The sequence below is a fragment of the Pseudomonas sp. DCB_BI genome (assembly GCF_026240995.1).
Lineage (GTDB): Bacteria > Pseudomonadota > Gammaproteobacteria > Pseudomonadales > Pseudomonadaceae > Aquipseudomonas.
The window spans coordinates 89773-113836 of the sequence record NZ_JAPFCG010000014.1; the positions used below are offsets into that span (position 1 = coordinate 89773).

The following is a 24064-nucleotide window of genomic DNA, read 5'->3' on the forward strand; positions in this document are numbered from 1 at the left end:
GCGGTGTACTTCCTCTTAAACCAGTACGCCGGACTGGCGCAAGGCAGTACGGACTTTTTCGTGGCAGCCTTCGCTCAGCCAGGTCAGTGGCAGGCGAATACCTTTTTGCATCAGGCCCATTTCGACGAGCGCCCATTTCACCGGGATCGGGTTGGCTTCGCAGAACAGGTCTTTGTGCAGCGGCATGAGTTTTTCGTTGATCGCGCGGGCCTTCTCGGCATTGCCCTCAAGGGCGGCCTCGCACAGGTCGGCCATTTCGCGCGGGGCGACGTTGGCCGTGACGGAGATGTTGCCCTTGCCGCCCATCAGGATCAGCTCGACTGCAGTCGGGTCGTCGCCGGACAGGACGATGAAGTCACTGTCGACGCCATCCAGAATGGCCTTGGCACGGGCCAGGTCGCCGGTGGCTTCCTTGATGCCGATGATGTTGTGCACCTTCGACAGGCGAATCACGGTCTCGGCCTGCATGTCGCAGGACGTGCGGCCGGGCACGTTATAGAGGATCTGCGGAATGTCGACGGCTTCGGCAATGTGCTTGAAGTGCTGGTACAGGCCTTCCTGGGTCGGCTTGTTGTAGTACGGCACAACCAGCAGGCAGGCATCGGCGCCAGCGTTCTTGGCGTTTTGCGTCAGGTGCACCGCTTCGGTGGTGGAGTTGGCACCGGTGCCGGCGATGACCGGAATCGGGTTGGCGCTGCGTTTGACGCGCTCGACCACGTGCTTGATGACCAGGATGTGTTCTTCGACATCCAGCGTGGCCGACTCACCGGTGGTGCCGACAGCGACGATCGCATGGGTGCCGTTTTCCAGGTGGAAGTCTACAAGTTTGTCGAGGCTGCCCCAGTCAACACGCCCTTGTGCATCCATGGGTGTGACCAATGCCACCATACTGCCCGCAATCATGTAACTGCTCCTGCCGGAAAAAGAGAGCAGTAATGGTACTGGGGGCATCGACCTTGCACAAGCGAAGCAGGCGGGCGGAGCATTCCCCTCGGCGCCTTATTTCGCTACCCTTGATGCTTTGATCGGTGCAGCGCGGCCCGCCGGGCCGTCGACCTTGCTCCCCGCCAGCGTCCACAACCTCGCATGCGAGCCCCGGGCCCTGCCGACAGGAGGCTTTCGCCCGTCCTGTGCCGACCGCTCATCGCTTTAGGAATGCTGCATGTCCACCCCCACTGTCCGCGAACAATTCCTTGTCATCAGTGCCCTGGGGCCCAACCCCATGGAGCTGGCCAACGTCCTCAGCCGCGCTGCCTTCGAAAACCGCTGCGCGGTGGTTACCTCGCGCCTGAGCCGCCACGGCGAGACCAGCGCCCTGGTGTTGCAAGTAGGCGGCAGCTGGGACGCCCTGGCACGTCTCGAATCCACCCTGCCAGGTTTGGGCAAGAAGCACGGCCTGACCCTCGACGTGGTGCGCAGCGCCGACCAGGAGGTGCGTCCGCAGGCCCTGCCCTACGTGGCCTACGTCAGCGCCGCCTACCGCCCGGACATCATCAACGAGCTGTGCCAGTTCTTCCTCGACCACCGCGTCGAGCTGGAAGCCATGACCTGCGACACCTACCTGGCGCCGCAGACCGGTAGCAGCATGCTCAACGCCCAGTTCACCGTGATTCTGCCGGCCGGCACGCAGATCAGCTGGCTACGCGACCAGTTCCTGGACTTTGCCGATGCCCTGAACCTCGATGCACTGATCGAGCCTTGGCGTCCACAGAACCCAATGTAAGGAAACCGACCATGGCAGTAGCACTCGACCAACCTGTTGCCGACTTCCAGGCCCAGGCCACCAGCGGGCAAACCGTCAGCCTGGCGGAACTCAAGGGCCGCCAAGTGGTGGTGTACTTCTACCCGAAGGACAGCACCCCCGGGTGCACCACCGAAGGCCAAGGTTTCCGTGACCAGCATGATGCCTTCGCCGCCGCCAACACCGTGGTGTTCGGCGTGTCACGCGATGGCATCAAGTCGCACGAGAACTTCAAGGCCAAGCAAGGCTTCCCGTTCGAGCTGATCAGCGACAAGGACGAGGCCCTGTGCCAGCTGTTCGACGTGATCAAGCTGAAGAAGCTGTACGGCAAGGAATACATGGGCGTTGACCGCAGCACTTTCCTGATCGACAAGGACGGGGTGCTGCGCCAGGAATGGCGTGGCGTGAAAGTGCCCGGGCATGTAGATGCCGTATTGGCGGCCGCCCAAGCCTTGAACAAGGCTTGAAATTGAATGGGGCTGCCTTGCAGCCCTTCGCGGGCACGCCCGCTCCCACAGGAATTGTGCAGGGCCCAGTGGGAGCGGGCGTGCCCGCGAAGGGCCGCAGAGCGGCCCCAATTACATTCAAAGCATCGGTGAAACGCTAGGCTCCTGCTTGGGCCACGCATCCAGCACGGCCTTGATCAGCGTTGCCAGCGGGATGGCGAAGAAGATCCCCCAGAACCCCCACAACCCGCCAAACAGCAGTACCGCGCAAATGATCGCCACCGGGTGCAGGCTCACCGCTTCGGAGAACAGCAGCGGCACCAGCACGTTGCCATCCAGCGCCTGGATGATCGCGTACACCGTCATCAGGTAGATGAACTGGTCGCCCCAGCCCCACTGGAACAGCGCAATCAGGGTCACCGGCACGGTCACGACCACTGCGCCCACGTAAGGCACCACCACCGACAGCCCGACCAGCAACGCCAGCAGCGCGGCGTAATTGAGCCCCAGGCTGATGAAGGCGATATAGGTGGCGATGCCGCAGATCAGGATCTCGATGCCCTTGCCACGGATGTAGTTGGCAATCTGCCGGTTCATCTCGTTGCCCACCCGGTTCAGCAGGGTGCGCTGGCGCGGCAGGTAGCCGCTAACCCAGCGGCCGATCAGTTCGCGATCCTTGAGGAAGAAGAACACCAGGATCGGCACCAGCACCAGATAGATCATGGCATTGACCAACAGCGGCAGGCTGGACAGCGAGAATGTCAGTGCCCACTGGCCGAACTTGCCGATTTCACCGCGCACCGATTCGATGGCGTGCAATACCTGCTCGTCCGACACCAGGTGTGGGTAGCGTTCAGGCAACAGCAACAACAGCGACTGCCATTTACCGAGCATGCCCGGCAGCTCGTTGAACAGGGTGATCAGCTGATGCCACAACAGCGGCACCAGCACCAGCATGAACAGCGCCAGCGCCCCCATGAACAGGGCAAACACCAACATTACCGCCAGCCGCGTCGGTACCCGCAAGCGCTCCAGGGCATTGACCAGGCCCTGCATCAGGAACGCCAGCACCATGCCCGCCAGCACTGGCGCGAGCATGCCGCCCAGGGTGAGCACGGCAGTGAAGGCCAGGAACAACAGGACCGCCAGCACCACCGCTTCTTCATCGGAGAAGTAGCGCTGCATCCAGTCGCGAAGCACTTTGAACATTGACGATCCTTGGGGAAGACTCAGGCCTTGCGCAGCCAGTAGGTGTAGGTACCGGCCTCGGCCGTTTCCTGCAGCAGGGTATGACCGGCCAACTGCGCGAAAGTGCGGAAGTCACGCTGCGACCCGGCATCTGTGGCGATAACCTTGAGCACCGCGCCGCTGGCCAGCCGATTGAGTTCCATCTTGGCCTTGAGCAGCGGCAAAGGGCAATTCAGCCCGCTGGCGTCCAGTTCGGCGTCGCAGGTCAGGGTGTCACTCATTGCAGGGTCTCCAGAGGCATTGCCAGACTGCTTGCTGGCATGGCTGACTAGGATAGCGCCACTGGTCGCCAACGTGTGAGCCCGCTACAGTAGGTATCTTTGATCCGACGCGAGTTTCATGCATGAATCTACTGCGCCCTACCCTGCTGACGCTGGCCTGCCTGTTGGCCCTACCCGGCCATGCTGACGACCTGCCATCACTGGGTGATGCCAGTTCCGCGATCGTCTCGCCCCAACAGGAACACCAGCTTGGCCGTGCCTGGCTGAGCCTGCTGCGTGGTCAGGTCAACCAGCTGAACGACCCGCAGCTCAAGGACTACGTCGAAACCAGCGTGTACAAACTGGCCGAAACCAGCCAGCTGCAGGACCGGCGCCTGGAGTTCATCCTCATCGACAGCCGCGAGCTCAACGCCTTTGCCGCCCCGGGGGGCATCGTCGGGGTCAACGGCGGGCTGTTCCTCAATGCGCAGACCGAAGGCGAATACGCCTCGGTGCTGGCACACGAACTGGCGCACTTGTCGCAACGCCATTTTGCCCGCGGGGTCGAGGCCCAGCAACGCATGCAGCTGCCGATGATGGCGGCGCTGCTGGCCGGCATCGTACTGGCCGCAGGGGGCGCCGGCGACGCCGGCATCGGCATGATTGCCGGTACGCAGGCGGCGGCCATCCAGGAACAGCGGCGCTTCTCTCGGCAGAATGAACAGGAGGCCGACCGCATCGGGATCCAGAACCTGGAAAAGGCTGGCTACGACCCGCGCAACATGCCGACCATGTTCGAGCGCCTGGCACGCCAGTATCGCTATGACGCCAAGCCGCCAGAATTCCTCCTGACTCACCCTGTGACCGAATCGCGTATCGCCGACACCCGCAACCGCGCCGACCAGGCACCCAAAGGTGGCATCGAGGACAGCGCACGCTACCAGCTGATCCGTGCCCGGGTTGCACTCACCTACGAAGGTACCCCGGGGCTGGCCGCCAAGCGCTTTCGCGCACAACTCGACGAAGACCCCAAACTTGACGCTGCACGCTACGGCCTGGCCCTGGCGCAGATCAAGGGCGGCCAGCTGAACGAAGCACGGGAAATGCTCAAGCCGCTGCTGGCCAAGGCGCCTAACGACATCACCTACAACCTGGCGCAGATCGACCTGGACATCACCAACAACCGCCTGGCCGATGCGCAGCAGCGCGCCGAGCGGATGCAGGGGCTGTACCCGGGCAATTACCCACTGAAACAGGTGCGTGCGGATCTGCTGGTGAAGCAGAACAAGCCTGCCGAAGCGGAGAAGGTGTTGAACGAGCTTGTGAAGAGTCGGCCGGATGACCCGGATGTGTGGTACGACATGGCCGAGGTGCGTGGCTTGTCGGGCAATACCATCGGCTTGCACCGGGCGCGTGCCGAGTACTTCACCTTGGTGGGGGACTTTGACCAGGCGATCCAGCAGTTGGATTACGCCAAGCGCCGGGCGGGAGGGAATTTCCCGCTGGCCTCACAGATTGACCAGCGCCAGCGCGAGATCATGGAGCAGCGGCGTATGGTTCAGGAGATGATGGGGCGTTGAGGATTTTGGGGGCGCTTTGCGCCCCAATCGCGACACAAGGCCGCTCCCACAGGCGTCTGCAGGGCCATGTGGGAGCAACTGTCTTGCTCAATTTCTAAAAGCTGGCGCGATCCCTGTGGGAGCGGCCTTGTGTCGCGATGGGGCCGCAAAGCGGCCCCGGCAACCTCAAGCGTTACCGGAAAGCTTCAGCCGCGCCGCCTGGGTAAAGTCCAGCATGCGGTTCAGCGGCTTGATGGCCTTGGGCACCAGCGCGGGGTCGACAAAAATCTCGTTGGTGCCGTTACGCAGGCAATCCAGCACCCGTTCCAGGGTGTTCATTGCCATCCACGGGCAGTGCGCACAACTGCGGCATGCCGCGCCGTTGCCTGCGGTTGGGGCTTCGACAAACGCCTTGTCCGGGCACAGCTGCTGCATTTTGTAGAAAATGCCGCGATCGGTGGCGACGATGAATGTCTTGTTCGGCAGGGTCTGCGCCGCTTTGATCAGCTGGCTGGTGGAACCCACTGCGTCGGCGAGCTCGATCACGGCTTCTGGAGACTCCGGATGCACCAGGATCGCAGCGTCTGGGTACAACGCCTTCATGTCGGCCAACTGACGTGACTTGAACTCTTCGTGAACGATGCAGGCACCGTCCCACAGCAACATGTCGGCGCCGGTTTGCTTCTGGATGTACCGGCCCAGGTGCTGGTCAGGGCCCCAGATGATGGTTTCGCCGTTGTCCATCAGGCTTTCGACGATTTCCAGTGCACAGCTCGACGTCACCACCCAGTCAGCGCGCGCCTTTACCGCAGCCGAGGTGTTGGCGTAGACCACCACTGTACGCTCCGGGTGCTGGTCGCAGAACGCCGAAAACTCTTCCACCGGGCAACCCAGGTCGAGGGAGCAGGTGGCCTCGAGGGTCGGCATCAGCACGCGCTTTTCCGGGGTGAGGATTTTTGCCGTTTCGCCCATGAAGCGTACGCCGGCCACGATGACCGTTTCGGCGGGGTGGTTCTTGCCGAACCGGGCCATTTCCAGCGAGTCGGATACGCAGCCGCCGGTTTCTTCGGCCAGCGCCTGAATGACCGGGTCGCAATAATAGTGGGCGACCAGAACAGCATTCTGCGCCTTCAGCTCGGCAGCGATGGCCGCACGGTATTCGGCCTCCTGCTCAGCAGTCAGCGGGTTGGGCTGTTTGGCGTCGAGGTGGGCCTGAACCAACAGGCGTTCGGAAATCTGGGTCATGATCGCTGGACCTGCAGGCGCGCGTGCGCGTCAAATCAAGTGTATCACCCGGCCCTGGCAGATCGGCTAAGGGTGCCGGACGGCATGCTGACCGCCACGGCCCTCTGCGGGCGCGGATTATTATCGGAGGCCGAAGGCTACAGACAATCCAGCGAATTCTAAAGTGGTTTTTGTGTTGCCTGTACTGGCCTCTTCGCGGGCATGCCCCACAAGGTGGACCGCGTCAGATTCTAGACATTGAGCAAGACAGTCGCTCCAACCATGATCGCGCCAGCTTTCAGGTCTTGATCAAACCAGTTGTTTCCCCAGGTACTGCATCAGCCTCTAGCCTGCGGGGTTGGACTGGACTGTGGGAGCGGGCTTGTCCCGCGAAGAATCCAACACGGTGCATGGCACCGGCTCCGCCGGTGTTCGCGGGACAAGCCCGCTCCCACAAGGTGGATCGAGCTAGATGCTAGAAATTGAGCAAGACAGTTGCCCCCACAGCTACTGTGCTGCCCTCAGGGGCAATGAGTAACCTGTGGGAGCGGGCGCGCCCGCGAAAAGGCCGGTACAGGCTCAGCTGATCAACCCTGCGGCGAAAGGGCCGCCAAGTGTGCAGCCAGCAACGTGGCAAATTCTTCCACGGTCATCTTCTGGCCATTGAAGTCGACCATGCCATCGGCATAGTGCAGGCTGCTGACCACATCATCGCCCTGCACGGTGGCCATGCCGCTCTGCAGTGCCATCATGCCGACCATCTCCCCAGCCTGCCCCGATTGCATGGCAATCGCCTGGGCGTCGGTCTGGCCATTCAGCAGCGCCTGCAAGGTCGCCAGGTCACCGATCATCGGCTTGGACAGCGACAGCTTGCTTTTCACCTCAGTGATGATCTGTTTGCTCAGCTGATCCGGCGGCAGATCGAAGTTGGCCGGCGCGGCGAGGTCCATCGACAGGTTGAAGCGGCTCTCGCCATTGGCGGTCTTGAACGACAGGTTTTCCACCGCCAGCTTGGGCTTGGCGGCCAGCAACTTCTGCAAGTCACCCTGGAAGCGGGCCTTTTCGGCATCGTCCATCTGGATTTGCGGTGCTGGCAGGCCAGCGGCAGAGGCAGCCTCGAATTCCGGCAGGTGCGCCTGGTACCACTTTGACAACGCCTGCAGCGCCGGAGCATTGACCGAGGCGACGCTGATGGCCATCTGCGCCTTGCCCACCGCGCGGCCATCCCAGCTTATGTCGCCGACCTTGTACTCCACGCGACCACCCACGGTGTCCGGGCCGTCTAGGGTTTGCAAGGCATTCTGCTCCAGCCCCTTGACCAGCAGCACCTGCTGTTTCGGGCCCAGGGTGACCTTGGTTTCGGCCAGCGTCAGGTCGACGTTGCCGACGTAGATGGCGTCGTGCGCGGTGGCCGCGAGGTTGCCACCTACCTTCAGGCCCTGCAATTCGAAGCTGGCCGGCGGCTGGTCGTCGCGCACCAGCTTCATCACGAAACGGTCGGCCGTGCCGTGGAATTTCGAGGCCTTGCCTTCCTTGTCACCACTGACTTCCAGCTGCATGCCGGAAAAGTCGAGGCTGTTGCCATCCGCCTCGTCGAGCTTGACTGGCGCCAACCGCACCTGGCTGACCACATGCCCGTCATAACCCAGGCTGGTCTGCGCGCTGACTGGCACCTGCCCAGCTGCGGCAGCAAACCACGGCTCGGTGGCATCGTCCTTCTCCAGCGTGCTGTTGCTGACCGCCAGTACCGGCATCAGCTTCAGCGCCTTGACCCGCGACCAGGGGAACGGGCCGTGCTCGATCTGGTCGGTCACGCCCACGTCGAAGTTGACCACCTCGCCTTCACCCACATTGATGTCGCGAGCCTTGAGCCGGTACTGGGCGGTACTGCTGAAGAAATGCTGCTGCAGCGACACCCGCTCGATGCTCATGCTACCACCGGTGGTCACCAGGGCCTTTTTCAGTTCGGCGTTGCTGCGCGCAAGGGCGTTGTCCAGCTCGGCAGGTAGTTGCTTGCCGGTGTACCAGGCGCCAGCGGTGATTGCGACGGCAATGGCGATAGCCAGGCCGGAGAGGATGCCAACTGATTTCTTCATGAATGGAACCGATTGCTGTCCGTAGGGGCTTCGAAAGCGGCCTGGAGGGCCACGCAGAACGAGAAGGTTATCACCCCCCGGTTAGCCCGCGCGCGGGTCCGGAGCGAGAAATCCCATATTTCGGAAGCGTCCGACACGCGAAGGAACGCAGCTGAGAATTCGTTAATTTTTACGAACATCAAAATTGACCATAACCGCAAAAAACCGCGCAAAAACCGAACAAATGGCGGGTTAAATCGATAAATATTTCAATTTAGCAACATCTTGTCATGTTTAACTTGACACCTACCTACCCATCGTTTTTTATTTTCACCACTTTGCGCGCTCGACCGCGCCTCCCGCCGCTCCAACATAAAAGGTGAACAACATGGAGCCCACCCGCTCGCCCTTGCCGCATGCGCAATACACCGTGCCCGCCGTTTACGCCCAGCAGCAGGAGCCATGCCAGCATGCAGCATGACCACAGCGCTTCCGGCAATGGCCAACTCCGCAAAACCCTGCGCCTCTGGCACGTGATCATCATCGGCCTGGCCTACCTGACGCCGATGACTGTGTTCGACACCTTCGGCATCGTCAGCGGGATTACCGCCGGCCATGTACCCAGCGCCTACATCCTGGCATTGGCCGGCATTCTGTTCACCGCAGTGAGCTATGGCACCCTGGTAAAACGCTTCCCGCAGTCGGGTTCGGCCTACACCTACACCCAGCGCGCGATCAACCCGCACGTGGGCTTTTTGGTGGGCTGGTCCTCACTGCTGGACTACCTGCTGCTGCCGATGGTCAACGCACTACTGGCCAAGCTGTACCTTTCGGCCATGTTCCCGGAGGTGCCGGAGTGGATGTGGGTAGCCGGCTTCGTCACCCTGATCAGCCTGATCAACATGCGCAGCGTGAACCTGGTGGCTCACTTCAACCTGCTGTTCGTCGGTGTGCAGGTGGCAATCATCGCCGTGTTCATCTACCTGTGCGTGCGCGGCCTGGACCACGGTGAAGGGCTGGGCACGGCCTGGAGCCTGATGCCATTCGGCGACAGCCAGACCCAGTTCAGCGCCCTCGCCGCCGGTGCGACCATCCTGTGTTTCTCGTTCCTGGGCTTCGACGCGGTCACCTGCCTGTCCGAAGAAACCCGCGACCCGGCCAAGACCATCCCGCGGGCGATCTTCCTCACCGCGCTGATCGGCGGCGTGGTGTTCATCACCGTGTCGTACTTCATCCAGGCCTACTTCCCTACCATGGCACGCTTCCATGACCAGGAAGCCGCCCTGCCGGAAATCGCCCTGTACGTCGGCGGCAAGCTGTTCCAGTCGATCTTCATTGCCTGCACCGTCATCAACACCATCGCCTCGGGCCTGGCCTCGCAGACCAGCGTGTCGCGCCTGCTGTACGTGATGGGCCGCGACAACGTGATCCCGGCCAGCGTCTTCGCCCGCCTGCATTCGCGGTACAAAACGCCCGTGCTGAACATTGCCGTGGTCGGCGTCATTTCGCTGTCGGCGATCTTCTTCGACCTGGTGACTGCCACCTCGATCATCAACTTCGGCGCGCTGGTCGCGTTCAGCTTCGTCAACCTGTCGGTGATCAACCACTGCTACCTGCGCGAAGGCAACCGTAAAGGCCTGGCCAATCAGCTGAAGTACTTGGTGCTGCCCACCATCGGCTTCTGCATCATCGTCTCGTTGTGGCTGGACCTGAACGCGCATTCGCTGATGTTTGGCGGTATCTGGGCTGCGCTTGGGCTGGTCTACCTGGGCTGGCTGACCAAAGCCTTCCGCGCGGCACCACCTAACTACGTCGCCGAATGACCCACGCTGCCCACAACGCCCGCGCCTGATCGCGGGCGTTGCATTTGTTCGAAAAGGAACGCCCTCATGCCGCTGCGCCGCCTCTCCATCCAGTGGAAGATCACCCTCCTCGCCGGCCTTTGCCTGCTGGCCATCGTCGCCCTGCTGGTGACCACCTCGCTGACCCAGGCGCAGCGCAGCGCTGCCTTGGTCAACCAGGCCAACACCGCCATGCTCGACAGCAGCGCGCGCCAGCGCCTCCAGGCCCATGCCGAAAGCCAGGCGCTGCGCGTCCAGCGCTATTTCATGGACGCCTACCAGTACGGCAATGGCTTTGCCCGCCTGGTCCAGGCACTGCAGGCCCGGGGCGGCAGCGACCTGCGCGCCGAGCTGACCCGCCAGGCGCGGGCCAGCCTGGCCGGTAACCCGGACGTGATCGGCCTGTACCTGGTGTTTCAGCCCGACGCCCTCGACCAGCAAGACAACCAATTCCGCGGCCAGGACGCTGCAGGTAGCAACGAGAGTGGGCGTTTTTCGCTGTACTGGTCGCAGCCGAGCCCTGGCAACCTGGCGCTTGAGGCCATGCCGGAGTCGATGCTCGGCGATGCCAGCATCGGCAGCAACGGCGCGCCGAAGAACCGCTGGCTGACCTGCCCGCAGGACACGGGCAGAACCTGCATGCTCGAACCGTACCTGGATGACGTCAATGGCCGCCAGGTACTCATGACCAGCATCGCCCTGCCGCTGCTGGAGCACGGCAAGGTAGTCGGCGTGGTCGGCCTGGATATCGGCCTGGACAACCTGCAACAGTTGAGCGTTGATGGCCGCCGTGAACTGTACGACGGCCAAGGTCAGGTGAGCATCGCCAGCGTGACTGGCCTACTCGCCGGCAACAGCCGTGATGCCAGCACGCTCGGTAAACCGATGGAAAAGGCGGTAGCTGACGGCCTGCTGCGTGTGGCCCACCCGTTCACCCCCATCCCGGACGCTGCCCCGTGGCAGGTATTGCTGGAGCTCCCGGAAAGCGTGCTGCAAGCACCCGCCATGGCGCTCAACCAGCGCCTGGACGCGCACAACCACAGCGCCAACCTCACCAGCCTGCTGGTCGGCCTGGGCGCCGCCGTGATCGGCTTGCTGCTGGTATGGCTGACCGCACGCGGCGTTACCCGGCCAATCCTGGCCGTGGCTGCGCGCCTGGAAGACATCGCCAGCGGCGAAGGCGACCTGACCCGCCGCCTGGACTATGCCCGCCAGGACGAGCTGGGCCAGCTTACCGGCTGGTTCAACCGCTTCCTCGACAAGCTGCAGCCAGTCATTGCACAGGTCAAAGGCACGCTGCAAGAAGCCCGGGGCACTGCAGACCAGTCAGCCGCCATCGCCAGCCAGACCAGCAACGGCATGCAGCAGCAACACCGCGAAATCGAGCAGGTGGCCACGGCAGCCAATGAAATGAGCGCCACCGCCCTGGATGTCGCCCACAACGCGGCGCAGGCGGCCCAGGCTGCGCGAGCCGCCGACCAGGCCAGCCAGGAGGGCCTGCAACTGATCGACAGCACCCGCCAGGGTATTGAGCGCTTGGCTGCGGGCATGAACACCGCCATGGATGAGGCGCGCGCACTGGAAGGCCGCAGCGGGCAGATAGGCTCGGTGCTGGAGGTGATTCGTACCATTGCCGAGCAGACCAACTTGCTGGCACTCAATGCCGCCATCGAAGCGGCCCGCGCCGGCGAAGCCGGCCGGGGTTTTGCCGTGGTCGCCGATGAGGTGCGCGGGCTCGCCCAGCGCACACAGGTGTCGGTGGAAGAAATCCGTCAGGTCATCGAAGGCCTGCAACAAGGTACTCAGGATGTGGTCGGCGCCATGCATGAAGGCCAACGCCAGGCACAGGACAGCGCTGCACGGATGGAGCAGGCGCTACCGGCGCTGCAGCGTATTGGCGAGGCAGTGGCCGTGATCAGCGACATGAACCTGCAGATTGCCTCGGCAGCCGAAGAGCAGAGCGCGGTGGCCGAGGAAGTGAATCGCAACGTGGCCGGCATTCGCGACGTGACCGAATCGCTGGCCGGGCAAGCTGATGAATCGGCGCGCATCAGCCAAGCCCTGAACCGACTGGCCAACCAGCAGCAGGCACTGATGGCGCAATTCCGCGCCTGACCTGCAAGGGCCTCTTCGCGGGCAAGCCCGCTCCCACAGGATCTGCACCGGCCTTGAAGCCACCCTGCACCTGTGGGAGCGGGCTTGCCCGCGAAGAAGCCGCTACAGACACAACAGCATCATCGTTTTTACTGAGCACTACTCATGCAAACCGCAACCCGATCCACCTTCTTCGACATCACCAGCGAACAAGGGCTTTTACGCACCTCGATCGCCGTCACCCTGTTCATCGCCATCATCGGCATTGCCTTCGGCTTGGCCTCCGGCTCATTCTCCATCGTCTTCGACGGTGTCTACTCACTGGTAGACGCCAGTATGAGCGGGCTGTCGCTGGTTGTGGTCAAGCTGATTACCTCGCATACCACCAGCGTGCAGATGTCGCGCAAGCTGCGCGAGCGCTTCACCATGGGCTTCTGGCACCTTGAGCCGATGGTGTTGGCGCTCAACGGCATCCTGCTCAGCGGCGTCGCCATCTACGCGCTGATCAACGCCGTCAGCAGCCTGCTGCAAGGTGGCCGACATCTGGAGTTCGGCATCGCCATGGTCTACGCGGTATTGACCGTTATTGCCTGCGTGACAATCGCGGTGATCGAGGCCCGCGCCAACCGCACGTTGAAGTCCGACTTCGTGCGCATGGACGTGAAAGGCTGGGTGATGTCGGCCAGCATCACTGCCGCGCTGCTGATCGCCTTCTGCTTTGGTTACGCGGTACAGGGCACTTCGCTGGAGTGGGTTTCACCGTATATCGACCCGGCAGTACTGGCATTGGTGTGCCTGGTGATCGTGCCGCTGCCGATGTCGGTGGTGCGCCAGGCACTGTCGGAAATCTTCCTGGTCACCCCTGGCGACCTCAAGCTGCATGTAGATGAAGTGGCCAAGGCTTTCGTCGCCCGCCATGGGCTGCAGTCCTACCGCGCCTATGTCGCCAAGGTCGGGCGCTCGCGGGAGATCGAGTTGTATTTCATCGTGCCCAAGGCCATGGCGGCCAAGACCATCGATGAATGGGATGCGTGGCGTAACGAGATTGGTGAGGCGGTGGGCGGTGAAGGGCCGGACCGCTGGCTGACGGTGGTGTTTACCGGCGATCCCGAATGGGCTGAGTAAGCCGCTACCACAAGGTCTTTTGTGCGCAGGTCATTGAGGCCTTGTGTCGCGACAGGGCCGCAAAGCGGCCCATCATTCCAAAAACGAAAAAGCCCGCGACCATTTCTGGTTGCGGGCTTTGACGTACTGCGTATGGTGGGTCGTGTAGGATTCGAACCTACGACCAATTGGTTAAAAGCCAACTGCTCTACCAACTGAGCTAACGACCCGTTGGATGGCGCGTATAATACTGATTTCTAACGGGAAATCAATACCCCATCAAACTTTGTTCAAAAATAGCGGGTCGGATCTTGCACACCGGCGGCCTTGAAGCCGTCAGCGCGCAGCCGGCAACTGTCGCACTTGCCACAGGCACGGCCGTCGTCGTCCGCCTGGTAGCAGGAGACAGTCAGGCTGTAGTCAACACCACGGGCCATGCCAGCCTGCACGATCTGCGCCTTGCTCATGTTCTGCAGCGGCGCCTGGATACGGAAACCCTGCCCTTCTACACCGGCCTTGGTCGCCAGGTTGGCCATGCGCTCGAAGGCTTCGACAAACTCGGGGCGGCAATCCGGGTAGCCGGAGTAGTCCACGGCATTGACACCAATGAAGATATCCCGTGCTTCCAGCACCTCTGCCCAGCCCAGGGCCAGCGACAGAAACACGGTGTTGCGCGCCGGCACATAGGTGACCGGGATACCTTCACCCGGAGTTTCCGGTACGTCGATGCTGCTGTCGGTCAACGCCGAGCCGCCGATGCCATCGAGGTTCAAGCCGATCACCTTGTGCTCGACCACACCCAGGTCCCGTGCCACGCGGGCGGCAGCGTTCAGCTCGGCGCGGTGGCGCTGGCCGTAATCGAAACTCATGGTGTAGCAGTCGTAGCCCTCGGCCTTGGCCATGGCAACCACGGTGGCCGAGTCCAGGCCGCCGGACAACAGGATTACTGCGCGCTTATCAGTCATGTGTACTTGCTCCTCAATCAACGTCCGGGCTCGTCGTTCCACAGCAGCTTGTGCAACTGCAGCTGGAAACGTACGGGCAGGTTGTCGGCAACAATCCAGTCCGCCAGGTCGCTGGCGCTCACCTGGTGGTGGCTCGGCGAAAACAGCACCTCACCGGCGCGCTCGGCCAGGTTGTACTGGATCAGCTTGGAAACCGCCCAGTCATAGTCCTCACGGGAACAGATGACGAACTTGACCTGGTCGTTGTGGGTCAGCTGTTCGATGTTCGAGTAGAGGTTACGGTGCGACTCTTCTGAACCCGGCGTCTTCAGGTCCACCACGCGGCTGACACGAGTGTCGGTGCCGGCGATATCCAGTGCGCCGCTGGTCTCCAGCGACACCTCGTAGCCGGCGTCGCACAACCGCTGCAGCAACGGCAACGCGTTTGGCTGGGCCAGTGGCTCACCACCGGTGACACAAACGTAGCGCGGCTTGAAGCCGGCCACCTGCTCAAGGATCGAATCGAGGGTGCGTAGGGTGCCGCCACTGAAGGCATAGGCACTGTCGCAGTACTGGCAGCGCAGGGGGCAACCGGTAAGGCGCACGAACACCGTGGGCAACCCAGCCGTTCGCGTTTCACCCTGCAACGAGTAAAAGACTTCGGTAATGCGTAATGTGTCTTGCATGCTCGCCACGGGCGTGACAGCTAAACAGGCTGTCCGCCTCCGTCAGGCACTGTCGCGGACTCGACATGGCGTTATCCGCAGCAGCGTGTTTACGAAAAAAGGGCAGTGATTCTAACGAAAAAACCCGCGACTGGCGCGGGTTTCTTTTGAACGGTAACGCTTACAGCTTTTGCAGGTCGCGTTGAGCCAGTTGCGCGGCAGAGGTGCCGGGGTACTGGGTGATGACCTGCTGCAGGATGCCCTTGACCTTGTCGGTGTGGCCCATGCGGCGTTCGACATCAGCCAGTTTGTACAGCGAATCCGGCACCTTGCTGTGCTTCGGATACTTCTGGCTGACCTGGGCGAAGGCCTGGCTGGCACCTGGCAGGTCGCCCTTGGCCAGGTTCACCTCGCCCAACCAATACTGGGCGTTGCCGGCGTACTGGCTGTTCGGGTACTTGCGCAGGAAGGCGTTGAACGCCTGGCTGGCCTTGTCGAAGTCTTTTTGCTTGATCAGGTCGAAAGCGGCATCGTAGTAGAGCTTTTCTTTCGCCGGATCACCGGGCTCGCTACTGGCGGCCGGTTGTTGCGCAGCAGCACCAGCTGCGGCATCGGGGGCGGCATTGGAAGCACCACCACCGGAGGAATTGTCAGGGGTTGCGGCAGGCGCAGCGCCACTGTTGATGCGACGGTCCAGGTCCTGGTATCGCTCCAGGTTTTCCTGCTTCATGCGCGACACATCGTTCTGCAGCTCTTCGATGATGCCTTGCTGGCGGGAAAGCTGATCCTGCATCTGTTGCAGCTGCATGAACAGCTGGCCCTGTGCAGAGGCAGGGGCCGAAGCCCCCGACCCGGCATAGGCGCCGCTCGTGCCATAACCCGCAGGCGGATAACTGCCTGCGTTGTCATCTACTACAGGGACCTCAGCCCAGGCCGCGAGCGGCAGGCTGAGTGCGAGGACGGTTACTACACGGCGGCACATACGCATAAGAACTTACTTACGCAGTTCTACGCGACGGTTCTGAGCCCAGGACTGCTCGTCGTTGCCGGTAGCAACTGGACGCTCTTCGCCGTAGGAAACCAGTTCCAGCTGAGCAGGGGAAACGCCCTGCAGAACCAGGTAGCGCTGAACGGCTTTCGCACGACGCTCACCCAGAGCCATGTTGTACTCGCGGGTGCCGCGCTCGTCGGTGTTGCCTTCCAGGACAACGCGGTTGCCGTTGGCTTTCAGGTCCTTGGCGTGAACGTCCAGAGCGCGCATGGCTTCTGGCTTCAGGTCCGAGCTGTCGTATTCGAAGTAGAAGGTGGTGATTGCGCGCAGGGCGGCTTCTTCGCTCAGGGAGCCGTCAACTGCGCCAGTGTTGGCACCGTAGCCAGCGTTAGGATCTACAGCAGCGCCTTCGCCTGCGTTGTCACCGCCCTTCGAGGAGCAACCTACAGCTACAGCCATGGCCAGAGCCAGCGCAGCAAATTTACCAAACTTCAGCATTTCCATCGTGAAACTCCTAATGAAACCCCAGTGTGTTAAGCAAAACGTATTACGCCGCAATCAGTTCAGGTAAGGGGACCAGGACGGTTCTCTGACTTCGCCTTGAGCGGTAGGAAGTGGGAGCCTCACGCGGCCATTAAGCGACACGAGCATCAAGACTCCCCGGCCCTGCTGGCGGGTGGCGTAGATTAGCATGGTGCCGTTAGGCGCAACAGTGGGAGACTCATCAAGACTTGTTTCAGACAGAATCTTTACACTTCCGCGCTGCAAGTCCTGTGCGGCCACTTTAAAGTTGGTAAAGCCCTGTTGGCGATGAATCATCACCAGGGTCTTTTCGTCAGCCGAAAGTTTCGGGTTGGCGTTGTAGTTACCCACGAAGGTTACACGCTCGGCGCCACCGCCACTGACCGACTGTTTGTAGATCTGCGGCTTGCCGCCACGGTCGGAAGTGAAATAAAGGGTGTTGCCGTCTTTACCCCAGAACGGTTCGGTATTGATACCCGGGCCTGCCGTTACCCGGCTGATCTGGCGCGAAGCCACGTTCATCACGTAGATGTCCGGGTTGCCATCCTTGGACAGCACGAATGCCAGGCGCGAACCGTCCGGCGACCAGGCAGGTGCGCCGTTCAGGCCTTCGAAGTTGGTCACCTGCTCGCGACGACCGGTGTCGATGTTCTGCACGAAGATACGTGGGCGCTTCTGCTCGAACGAAACGTAGGCGATGCGCTTGCCATCCGGCGCAAAGCGCGGCGACAGGATTGGCTCGCGCGATTGCAGCAGGGTCACGGCACGCGCACCGTCGTAGTCGGAACGCTGCAAGGTGTAGCGGGTGTTGTTGGTAGAGAAACGCTCGGCCGTCACGTACAGCATGCGGGTGGAGAACGCACCCTTGATGCCGGTGAGCTTCTCGAACGACTGGTCGGCAATGTAGTGCGCCATGTCGCGCAGCTGGTCGGTGCTGCCAGCAACGCTACCGGTCAGCACTTGCTGCTCGGTGGCGACGTTGAACAGCGCGTACTGCACCTGCAGGCGACCGCCCGACGGCACGATGCTGCCAACCATCACGTACTGGGCGCCCAGGGCTTTCCAGTCACGGAAGATCACTTCGCTGGCCTGCGACGGCTGGCTGATCATGTTCTGCCGTGGAATCGGCGAATAGTAGCCAGAGTTGCGCAGGTCGTTGCCGATGATGTCGGCGATGTCTTCGGGCAACACGCTACCGCCCTGCATACCGAACGGCACTACCGCGATGGGCGTGGCCCGGTCGCTGCCGCTGGTAACCAGGATGTTCTTTTCTTCTGCCACCGCCATGCCTGCCACGCAGCAGAGCATGACCAGCAGTCCTCTCAGACGTTTAATCACAACGCTAGATCCTCAGGTGTAAATGTCATCTTGAACGAACGATATTGGTTGAAATCGCTCGGCTTCATACCCTGCATCTCGGTCAAACGACCAATGTTCTTCACCGCAGCCACCGCCGAACTGTCATACGGGCCGTCACCACTGGACCGGGCCACGCTGACACTGGTGATGGTACCGTCCGGCAACATGTTGATCTGCAGGACCACCGTCATGCCCTTGCGCGCGGAAGGCGGACGTGCCCAGCCCTCGGCCGCGCGCATGCGGATCAGGTCGTCGAAGTCGCCGGCCACCTGGTCACCCTGCTCGTCGGCCAGCGCCTGCTGCCGCTCGGTGGTATCGGACAACAGCTCGGCCAGGGCCTGGGCTTTCTTGTCTTCTGCCGCCTTGCGGGCCGCTTCCTGTGCCTTTTTCTTCTGGGCGTCTGCAGCGGCCTTTTTCTTGGCCTCTTCAGCTGCCTTCTTCTTCGCATCCTCGGCCGCCGCTTTCTTCTTGGCGTCCTCGGCTGCTTTTTTCTTGGCCTCTTCGGCTGCCTTTTTCTTGGCGTCCTCGGCGGCTTGCTTCTTCGCCTCTTCAGCGGCCTCTTTCTTGGCCTCTTCTTCGGCTTTTTTCTTCGCTTCGTCCTCGGCCTTCTTCTTGGCGATGTCGGCCTGCTGCTTCTCGGCGGCTTTCTTCGCCTCGTCGGCCTTCTTGGCTTCGGCGGCTTTCTTCGCCTCGGCAGCCTTGGCGGCTTCAGCGGCCTCGGCTTTTTTGGCTTCAGCGGCCTCGCGAGCCTCTTCGGCCTTTTGAGCGGCGTCGGCTTTCTTTTGTTCCGCGGCCTTCACGGCCTCTTGCTCGACCTTCTTCTGTTCAAGCTGCTCGACTTCGGTCTGGCGCGAGGCGGTTTTCTTCGCTTCCCCGGCAATCTTCTGATTGGTCTGGGTGGTCGCCTGGCTCTTGGACTTGAGCTGATACAGGGTAGCCTGAACGATCGGCTTGGATGGCGGCAGCTCAGGCGTCATGGCAAAACTGACGAACAGCAGGGCGAACACCAGCACATGCAGGCCGATGGCCCAGACACTGGGCCAGAAGTAGCTTTCCGAGGCGGATGGCTCTCGCTGTTGCATCAGGGCGCCTCGGTAATCAGGCCAACGTTACCGACACCGGCCTTTTGCAACCCGCCCATGGCCCCCATGACCGCGCCATAGTCGACAGCCTTGTCGCCACGAATGAACACCTGGGTCTGCTTGCCTTGGTCACGGCCGGCGGCAATGATCTTGGTCACGGCACTGGTCATGTCGGGCAAGGTCATGGCCTTGTCCATCTGCTTGTCGGTGTCGACTTCGCTGCCGAGGTTCCAGTAATAGGTCTTGTCGGCCTTGATGGAAATGGTGAGGATCTGGACGTTGTTGTCCTGCGGCAAGGCTTCGCTGGAAACCTTGGGCAGGTCGACCTTCACGCCCTGGTTGAGCATGGGCGCCGTCACCATGAAGATGACCAGCAGCACCAACATCACGTCGATGTAGGGCACCACGTTCATCTCGGCGACGGGCTTGCGTTTGTGGCGAACTCGGGCCATGGGCTTTTACCTGATTACTCTTCGCTGGTGTGCACTTTGCGGTGCAGGATCGCCTGGAACTCATCGGCGAAGGTGTAGTAACGGCCGATCAGCACTTCGCTGCGCGCGGCGAAACGGTTGTAGGCAATAACTGCCGGGATCGCTGCGAACAGGCCGATGGCGGTGGCGATCAGTGCTTCGGCGATACCCGGGGCAACCGTGGCCAGGGTGGCCTGCTGGGCGCTGGCCAGGCCGCGGAAGGAGTTCATGATGCCCCATACGGTACCGAACAGGCCGATGTACGGGCTGGTGGAACCGACGGTGGCCAGGAACGGCAGGCTCTGCTCGAGTTTTTCTTCCTCGCGCGAAATGGCAACGCGCATGGCACGGCCAACGCCTTCCATGACCGCGTCAGGGTCAACGCCCGGCTGCTGGCGCAGGCGCGAGAATTCCTTGAAGCCGGCACGGAACACCTGCTCGACGCCCGAATCCGGGTCTGGGTTGCTGCCTGCCTGACGGTACAGCTTGGACAGATCGATGCCCGACCAGAAGCGCTCCTCGAAGGCATCCAGCGCACGACGACCGGCGCGCAGCATGGTGCTGCGCTGGAAGATCATGATCCATGAAGTGACCGATGCGGCCACCAGGGTCAGCATTACCAGCTGTACCACCACGCTGGCATTGCTGACCAGACTCCACATGGAGGTATGGTCGACGACGTTAGCTTCCACGCTTATTCTCCTGCATTCGATTGATTACCCGAGCCGTCCGCCGCAAAGGCGTCGCGCAGCTGGGGAGGTATGGCTCGGGGTTTGAAAGTATCGGCGCGCACTGCGGCCACCAGGAACTGCCCTTCGCAGAGCAGCGTTTCATCCTTTTCCCGCCAGACCTGCTGTACGAAACGCAGGCTGGCGCGATTGAGTTCAAGTACTTGCGCGGTGACTCGCAGTTCGTCGTCCAGCCGCGCCGGCGCGTGATAGCGCGCTTCGCTGGAATGGACCACGAACAGCAGGTTGTCTTCGGCCAGAAGCGACTGGGAAAAGCCCAGGTGCCGCAGGCGTTCGGTGCGCGCGCGCTCCATGAATTTCAGGTAATTGACGTAATACACCACGCCACCGGCATCGGTATCTTCGTAATAGACGCGACAACGGTGTGCGAACGGTTCCAGGCCATTTTGCGCGCGCATACTCTAGTGCTTACTCCTCAGCTTGCCAATCCGCTGCGGCAACTGTTTTTGCTTCATTAATGTCTTATTGCCAGCGCACCAAGGGCATGCCAGCGGTAGGACCACGAAAAGTCGGTTTTGATCTGTCATTCATCGCCCGGCTCGGAAAAATCACCACCCTCCCCCAGGCGCCCTGGAATATTCAGGCCGAAGTGCAGGTAAGCATGACGGGTGACCACGCGACCGCGCGGGGTACGCATGATGTAGCCCTGCTGAATCAGGTACGGCTCGAGCACGTCTTCGATGGTATGGCGCTCTTCGCTGATGGCTGCGGCCAGGTTGTCCACACCCACCGGGCCACCATCGAACTTCTCGATCATGGTCAGCAGCAGGCGGCGGTCGGAATGGTCGAAACCGCGCTCGTCGACGTCCAGCAGGTTCAGCGCCATGTCGGCCACGGCCTTGGTGATCTGGCCCTTGCCGCGCACCTCGGCATAGTCACGCACGCGGCGCAGCAGGCGGTTGGCGATCCGCGGCGTGCCGCGCGCCCGGCGGGCGATTTCGTAGGCCCCCTGGTCTTCGATGGCCAGGCCAAGGATATTGGCCGACCGGCTGACGATGGTAGCCAGGTCCTTGTCGCTGTAGAACTCCAGGCGCTGAACGATACCGAAGCGGTCACGCAGCGGGTTGGTGAGCATACCCGCCCGGGTAGTGGCGCCGACCAGGGTGAACGGTGGCAGGTCGAGCTTGATCGAACGGGCCGCCGGACCTTCGCCGATCATGATGTCGAGCTGGAAGTCTTCCATGGCCGGGTACAAGACCTCTTCGACGACCGGTGAAAGGCGGTGGATCTCGTCGATGAACAGCACGTCGTGCGGTTCGAGGTTGGTCAGCATGGCCGCCAGGTCGCCCGGGCGCTCCAGAATAGGCCCCGAGGTGCTTTTAACCGACACACCCATTTCATGGGCGATGATGTTGGCCAGGGTGGTCTTGCCCAAACCTGGCGGGCCGAAGATAAGCGTGTGATCGAGCGACTCACTGCGGCCACGGGCGGCCTGGATGAACAGTGCCATCTGCTCGCGCACCACCGGCTGGCCGATGTAATCGTCCAGGCTGAGCGGACGAATCGCCCGGTCCTGGACTTCTTCACGGTCGCGGCCACTGGCGGCGATCAGGCGGTCGGCTTCGATCACTTGGTAATCATCCCTTTCAGGCTGCGGCGGATCAGTTCTTCACTGCTGAGGCCGGCCTTGTCCTTGATCGCGGCGATAGCCTTGCTGGCTTCCTGTGGCTTGTAACCCAGCGAAACCAGGGCACTGACCGCATCGGCTTCAGCGCTGGACTCGCTGGCGACCGGCAATGGCCCGTCGGAGACCAGGGTGAACATGGCCGGGGAAGTTTCCCAGGCCTTGAAGCGGTCCTTGAGCTCGACCAGCAGGCGTTCGGCGGTCTTTTTGCCGACACCAGGCACGCGCACCAGGGCAGAAGTGTCCTGGGCCTGCACGCAGCGCACCAACTCGTCCACTTCCAGGCCGGACATCAGCGCCAGGGCCAGCTTCGGCCCCACGCCGTTCAGGCGGATAAGCTCACGGAACAGCTCGCGCTCGCGCTTTTCGGCAAAACCGTAGAGCAGGTGGGCGTCTTCGCGCACGACCAGGTGGGTGTGCACAGTGACGGTTTCGCCCACTTTGGGCAGACGGTACAGCGTGGTCATGGGAACTTCCAGTTCGTAACCCACGCCGTTGACGTCGATAATCAGGTGCGGCGGCTGTTTTTCCGCCAGGGTGCCGCGCAAACGTCCAATCACGTTCCGATCCTTCCTCTCGGGGAGCCGGTCAAAGACCGCTCAACCCTATCAGCAAATTCAGCGGGTGAATGCTTCACCCAGACAAATTTTGTATCTGCGCATGAAGCGCTCAAAGACGCAAGCGCCCGCCGCGTCGCCGAGCCGTGGCGAGGCCATGGGGGACCAGGCTGGAACGGGTGTGGGCGTGGCACAGTGCAATCGCCAGGGCGTCAGAGGCGTCGATCTGCGGCTTTTGCGTCAGTTTCAGCAAGTGCATGACCATCATCATCACCTGCTCCTTGTTGGCTCCCCCGGTGCCGGCCACGGCCTGCTTCACCTGAGTGGCGCTGTATTCGGCGATTTCCAGGCCAGCCTCGGCAGCCGCGACGATAGCCGCGCCACGGGCCTGGCCGAGCTTGAGCGCCGAGTCGGCATTGCGGGCCATGAACACGCGCTCGATGCCCATGGTCACTGGGCCGTGGAGGGCGATGATTTCACTGACACCGCGAAAAACGATCTGCAGCCGTTCGTGCAACTCACCGCTGCCGGTGCGGATACAGCCCGACGCCACGTACTCGCAACCACGGGCGGTCTGGCGTACCACGCCATAGCCGGTGATGCGCGAGCCGGGGTCGATACCTAGAATCAGAGTCATAAAGCCCGTCGAAAAAATGATGCATCTCTACAAACTGCGCCGGCCCTTTCGCGGGTAAACCCGCTCCTACAGGTACTGCACCACATTTGAAATGGGCGTAATACCTGTAGGAGCGGGTTTACCCGCGAAAGGGCCGGCACAGGCGCTATCAAACGCTCAGAGTTGGCACAAAATGCCAAATCACCTTAACCGAGGTTTTCCATGATCTCATCGGAAATCTGGGCGTTGGAGTAGACGTTCTGCACGTCATCCAGGTCTTCGAGCATGTCGATCAGCTTGAGCACCTTCTCGGCACCATCCTGATCGAGTTCGGCGCTGGTGGTCGGCTGCATGACGATTTCCGCGTCAGCCGCCTTGAAGCCGGCTTCTTCCAGGGCATTACGCACCGCGTAGAAGCTGTTGAACGATGTGAACACCTCGAACGAACCGTCGTCGTTGGCTACCACGTCATCGGCATCGGCTTCCATCGCCGCTTCCATCAACGCGTCTTCGTCCACGCCTGGGGCAAAGCTGATCTGCCCCTTGCGCTCGAACAGGTAGGCCACTGAGCCGTCGGTGCCGAGGTTGCCGCCACACTTGGTGAAGGCATGGCGCACAGCGGCGGCGGTACGGTTGCGGTTGTCGGTCATGGCTTCGACCATGATCGCCACGCCACCCGGGCCGTAACCCTCGTAGCTGAGTTCTTCGACGTTGTCGCTTTCGTTGGTGCCGGCACCACGGGCCACGGCGCGATCGATAATGTCGCGGCTCATGTTGGCGCCCAGGGCCTTGTCCAGCGCCAGGCGCAGGCGCGGGTTGGAAGCCGGGTCAGGCCCGCCCTGCTTTGCAGCGACCGTCAGTTCGCGGATCCACTTGGTGAAGACCTTGCCTCTCTTGGCATCCTGGCGCTCTTTGCGGTGCTTGATGTTCGCCCACTTGGAATGACCAGCCAT

Annotated in this window: 24 protein-coding genes, 1 tRNA gene and 1 pseudogene; 7 read left to right on the forward strand and 19 right to left on the reverse strand. The window is 61.9% G+C overall.

What is annotated here, in order from left to right:
- Positions 1-15: 15 nt before the first annotated feature.
- A complete protein-coding gene (gene dapA / locus OO258_RS16510; protein ID WP_266031669.1) occupies positions 16-903 on the reverse strand; it encodes a 4-hydroxy-tetrahydrodipicolinate synthase in 888 nt (295 codons plus the stop codon).
- Between the two features lie 259 nt (positions 904-1162).
- On the opposite strand from dapA, the gene OO258_RS16515 reads away from it, so the two are divergent.
- Together OO258_RS16515 and OO258_RS16520 are read left to right on the forward strand one after the other, a co-directional pair.
- Positions 1163-1723: a glycine cleavage system protein R gene (locus OO258_RS16515; protein ID WP_003254741.1), complete on the forward strand. Its 561-nt coding sequence runs from the start codon at positions 1163-1165 to the stop codon at positions 1721-1723.
- Positions 1724-1734: 11 nt separating this feature from the next.
- Positions 1735-2208 carry a peroxiredoxin gene (locus OO258_RS16520; protein WP_013973794.1) on the forward strand — a complete coding sequence of 158 codons (474 nt, stop codon included), beginning with the start codon at positions 1735-1737 and terminating at the stop codon, positions 2206-2208.
- 117 nt (positions 2209-2325) lie between these two features.
- Here the strand turns inward: OO258_RS16520 and OO258_RS16525 are convergent, their stop codons facing one another.
- Together OO258_RS16525 and OO258_RS16530 are read right to left on the reverse strand one after the other, a co-directional pair.
- Positions 2326-3396 (reverse strand): AI-2E family transporter, encoded by a 1071-nt coding sequence (locus OO258_RS16525; RefSeq protein ID WP_266031671.1) that lies wholly within the window; start codon positions 3394-3396, stop codon positions 2326-2328.
- A gap of 20 nt (positions 3397-3416) precedes the next feature.
- Complete coding sequence (locus OO258_RS16530; protein ID WP_012273752.1) at positions 3417-3656, reverse strand: sulfurtransferase TusA family protein; 240 nt, start codon at positions 3654-3656, stop codon at positions 3417-3419.
- 122 nt (positions 3657-3778) lie between these two features.
- On the opposite strand from OO258_RS16530, the gene OO258_RS16535 reads away from it, so the two are divergent.
- A complete protein-coding gene (locus OO258_RS16535) occupies positions 3779-5215 on the forward strand; it encodes a M48 family metalloprotease (protein ID WP_110743799.1) in 1437 nt (478 codons plus the stop codon).
- Positions 5216-5380: 165 nt separating this feature from the next.
- On the opposite strand, the gene nadA is transcribed toward OO258_RS16535, so the two are convergent.
- Together nadA and OO258_RS16545 are read right to left on the reverse strand one after the other, a co-directional pair.
- The gene (nadA, locus tag OO258_RS16540) at positions 5381-6439 is read right to left on the reverse strand and encodes a quinolinate synthase NadA (protein ID WP_266031675.1); all 1059 of its coding nucleotides are present in this window, start codon (positions 6437-6439) and stop codon (positions 5381-5383) included.
- Between the two features lie 566 nt (positions 6440-7005).
- A complete protein-coding gene (locus tag OO258_RS16545) occupies positions 7006-8514 on the reverse strand; it encodes a YdgA family protein (protein ID WP_266031677.1) in 1509 nt (502 codons plus the stop codon).
- Between the two features lie 449 nt (positions 8515-8963).
- Between OO258_RS16545 and OO258_RS16550 the strand changes: the two genes are divergently transcribed.
- The 4 genes and pseudogenes from OO258_RS16550 to OO258_RS16560 all read left to right on the forward strand — a co-directional run bounded on the left by OO258_RS16550 (position 8964) and on the right by OO258_RS16560 (position 13553).
- Entirely contained in the window at positions 8964-10316 is a 1353-nt protein-coding gene (locus OO258_RS16550; RefSeq protein ID WP_266031679.1) for an APC family permease, read from the forward strand.
- Between the two features lie 285 nt (positions 10317-10601).
- Positions 10602-11591: pseudogene (locus tag OO258_RS27700) on the forward strand (HAMP domain-containing protein); the annotation flags it as partial.
- A gap of 102 nt (positions 11592-11693) precedes the next feature.
- Positions 11694-12449 carry a methyl-accepting chemotaxis protein gene (locus tag OO258_RS27705; protein ID WP_416309213.1) on the forward strand — a complete coding sequence of 252 codons (756 nt, stop codon included), beginning with the start codon at positions 11694-11696 and terminating at the stop codon, positions 12447-12449.
- Between the two features lie 144 nt (positions 12450-12593).
- Positions 12594-13553: a cation diffusion facilitator family transporter gene (locus tag OO258_RS16560; RefSeq protein ID WP_266031683.1), complete on the forward strand. Its 960-nt coding sequence runs from the start codon at positions 12594-12596 to the stop codon at positions 13551-13553.
- 133 nt (positions 13554-13686) lie between these two features.
- On the opposite strand, the gene OO258_RS16565 is transcribed toward OO258_RS16560, so the two are convergent.
- The 14 genes from OO258_RS16565 to OO258_RS16630 form a co-directional block, all read right to left on the reverse strand.
- A tRNA-Lys gene (locus OO258_RS16565) sits at positions 13687-13762 on the reverse strand.
- A 60-nt stretch (positions 13763-13822) separates the two neighbouring features.
- Positions 13823-14497 (reverse strand): 7-cyano-7-deazaguanine synthase QueC, encoded by a 675-nt coding sequence (queC, locus tag OO258_RS16570; RefSeq protein WP_256590517.1) that lies wholly within the window; start codon positions 14495-14497, stop codon positions 13823-13825.
- Positions 14498-14514: 17 nt separating this feature from the next.
- A complete protein-coding gene (gene queE / locus OO258_RS16575) occupies positions 14515-15162 on the reverse strand; it encodes a 7-carboxy-7-deazaguanine synthase QueE (protein WP_266031685.1) in 648 nt (215 codons plus the stop codon).
- Between the two features lie 160 nt (positions 15163-15322).
- Entirely contained in the window at positions 15323-16129 is an 807-nt protein-coding gene (gene ybgF / locus OO258_RS16580; RefSeq protein WP_110743807.1) for a tol-pal system protein YbgF, read from the reverse strand.
- A 6-nt stretch (positions 16130-16135) separates the two neighbouring features.
- Positions 16136-16636: a peptidoglycan-associated lipoprotein Pal gene (gene pal / locus OO258_RS16585; protein WP_003254755.1), complete on the reverse strand. Its 501-nt coding sequence runs from the start codon at positions 16634-16636 to the stop codon at positions 16136-16138.
- 54 nt (positions 16637-16690) lie between these two features.
- On the reverse strand, positions 16691-17962 hold the full coding sequence (gene tolB, locus OO258_RS16590) for a Tol-Pal system beta propeller repeat protein TolB (protein WP_218278946.1): 1272 nt from the start codon (positions 17960-17962) through the stop codon (positions 16691-16693).
- Between the two features lie 26 nt (positions 17963-17988).
- Positions 17989-19095, reverse strand: a complete 1107-nt coding sequence (tolA, locus tag OO258_RS16595; RefSeq protein ID WP_004575740.1) for a cell envelope integrity protein TolA — start codon at positions 19093-19095, stop codon at positions 17989-17991.
- Positions 19095-19547, reverse strand: a complete 453-nt coding sequence (gene tolR / locus OO258_RS16600) for a protein TolR (protein WP_008090221.1) — start codon at positions 19545-19547, stop codon at positions 19095-19097. The genes tolA and tolR overlap by 1 nt, the downstream gene beginning before the upstream one ends.
- A 14-nt stretch (positions 19548-19561) precedes the next feature.
- Positions 19562-20257, reverse strand: a complete 696-nt coding sequence (gene tolQ / locus OO258_RS16605) for a protein TolQ (RefSeq protein ID WP_010952367.1) — start codon at positions 20255-20257, stop codon at positions 19562-19564.
- A gap of 2 nt (positions 20258-20259) precedes the next feature.
- Positions 20260-20712 carry a tol-pal system-associated acyl-CoA thioesterase gene (gene ybgC, locus OO258_RS16610; RefSeq protein WP_110743810.1) on the reverse strand — a complete coding sequence of 151 codons (453 nt, stop codon included), beginning with the start codon at positions 20710-20712 and terminating at the stop codon, positions 20260-20262.
- Between the two features lie 125 nt (positions 20713-20837).
- Entirely contained in the window at positions 20838-21884 is a 1047-nt protein-coding gene (ruvB, locus tag OO258_RS16615) for a Holliday junction branch migration DNA helicase RuvB (RefSeq protein ID WP_266031688.1), read from the reverse strand.
- Positions 21881-22498 carry a Holliday junction branch migration protein RuvA gene (ruvA, locus tag OO258_RS16620; RefSeq protein WP_110743812.1) on the reverse strand — a complete coding sequence of 206 codons (618 nt, stop codon included), beginning with the start codon at positions 22496-22498 and terminating at the stop codon, positions 21881-21883. The genes ruvB and ruvA overlap by 4 nt, the downstream gene beginning before the upstream one ends.
- Before the next feature lie 109 nt (positions 22499-22607).
- Complete coding sequence (ruvC, locus tag OO258_RS16625; protein WP_110743813.1) at positions 22608-23132, reverse strand: crossover junction endodeoxyribonuclease RuvC; 525 nt, start codon at positions 23130-23132, stop codon at positions 22608-22610.
- Between the two features lie 185 nt (positions 23133-23317).
- Positions 23318-24064: a YebC/PmpR family DNA-binding transcriptional regulator gene (locus tag OO258_RS16630; RefSeq protein WP_110743814.1), complete on the reverse strand. Its 747-nt coding sequence runs from the start codon at positions 24062-24064 to the stop codon at positions 23318-23320.

What these genes read in the sequence shown, in the direction of transcription:
- dapA (WP_266031669.1), bottom strand. Translation starts at nt 903, where the DNA reads ATGATTGCGGGCAGTATGGTGGCATTGGTCACACCCATGGATGCACAA.
- OO258_RS16515 (WP_003254741.1), top strand. Translation starts at nt 1,163, where the DNA reads ATGTCCACCCCCACTGTCCGCGAACAATTCCTTGTCATCAGTGCCCTG.
- OO258_RS16520 (WP_013973794.1), top strand. Translation starts at nt 1,735, where the DNA reads ATGGCAGTAGCACTCGACCAACCTGTTGCCGACTTCCAGGCCCAGGCC.
- OO258_RS16525 (WP_266031671.1), bottom strand. Translation starts at nt 3,396, where the DNA reads ATGTTCAAAGTGCTTCGCGACTGGATGCAGCGCTACTTCTCCGATGAA.
- OO258_RS16530 (WP_012273752.1), bottom strand. Translation starts at nt 3,656, where the DNA reads ATGAGTGACACCCTGACCTGCGACGCCGAACTGGACGCCAGCGGGCTG.
- OO258_RS16535 (WP_110743799.1), top strand. Translation starts at nt 3,779, where the DNA reads ATGAATCTACTGCGCCCTACCCTGCTGACGCTGGCCTGCCTGTTGGCC.
- nadA (WP_266031675.1), bottom strand. Translation starts at nt 6,439, where the DNA reads ATGACCCAGATTTCCGAACGCCTGTTGGTTCAGGCCCACCTCGACGCC.
- OO258_RS16545 (WP_266031677.1), bottom strand. Translation starts at nt 8,514, where the DNA reads ATGAAGAAATCAGTTGGCATCCTCTCCGGCCTGGCTATCGCCATTGCC.
- OO258_RS16550 (WP_266031679.1), top strand. Translation starts at nt 8,964, where the DNA reads ATGCAGCATGACCACAGCGCTTCCGGCAATGGCCAACTCCGCAAAACC.
- OO258_RS27705 (WP_416309213.1), top strand. Translation starts at nt 11,694, where the DNA reads ATGCAGCAGCAACACCGCGAAATCGAGCAGGTGGCCACGGCAGCCAAT.
- OO258_RS16560 (WP_266031683.1), top strand. Translation starts at nt 12,594, where the DNA reads ATGCAAACCGCAACCCGATCCACCTTCTTCGACATCACCAGCGAACAA.
- queC (WP_256590517.1), bottom strand. Translation starts at nt 14,497, where the DNA reads ATGACTGATAAGCGCGCAGTAATCCTGTTGTCCGGCGGCCTGGACTCG.
- queE (WP_266031685.1), bottom strand. Translation starts at nt 15,162, where the DNA reads ATGCAAGACACATTACGCATTACCGAAGTCTTTTACTCGTTGCAGGGT.
- ybgF (WP_110743807.1), bottom strand. Translation starts at nt 16,129, where the DNA reads ATGCGTATGTGCCGCCGTGTAGTAACCGTCCTCGCACTCAGCCTGCCG.
- pal (WP_003254755.1), bottom strand. Translation starts at nt 16,636, where the DNA reads ATGGAAATGCTGAAGTTTGGTAAATTTGCTGCGCTGGCTCTGGCCATG.
- tolB (WP_218278946.1), bottom strand. Translation starts at nt 17,962, where the DNA reads ATGCTCTGCTGCGTGGCAGGCATGGCGGTGGCAGAAGAAAAGAACATC.
- tolA (WP_004575740.1), bottom strand. Translation starts at nt 19,095, where the DNA reads ATGCAACAGCGAGAGCCATCCGCCTCGGAAAGCTACTTCTGGCCCAGT.
- tolR (WP_008090221.1), bottom strand. Translation starts at nt 19,547, where the DNA reads ATGGCCCGAGTTCGCCACAAACGCAAGCCCGTCGCCGAGATGAACGTG.
- ybgC (WP_110743810.1), bottom strand. Translation starts at nt 20,712, where the DNA reads ATGCGCGCGCAAAATGGCCTGGAACCGTTCGCACACCGTTGTCGCGTC.
- ruvC (WP_110743813.1), bottom strand. Translation starts at nt 23,132, where the DNA reads ATGACTCTGATTCTAGGTATCGACCCCGGCTCGCGCATCACCGGCTAT.
- OO258_RS16630 (WP_110743814.1), bottom strand. Translation starts at nt 24,064, where the DNA reads ATGGCTGGTCATTCCAAGTGGGCGAACATCAAGCACCGCAAAGAGCGC.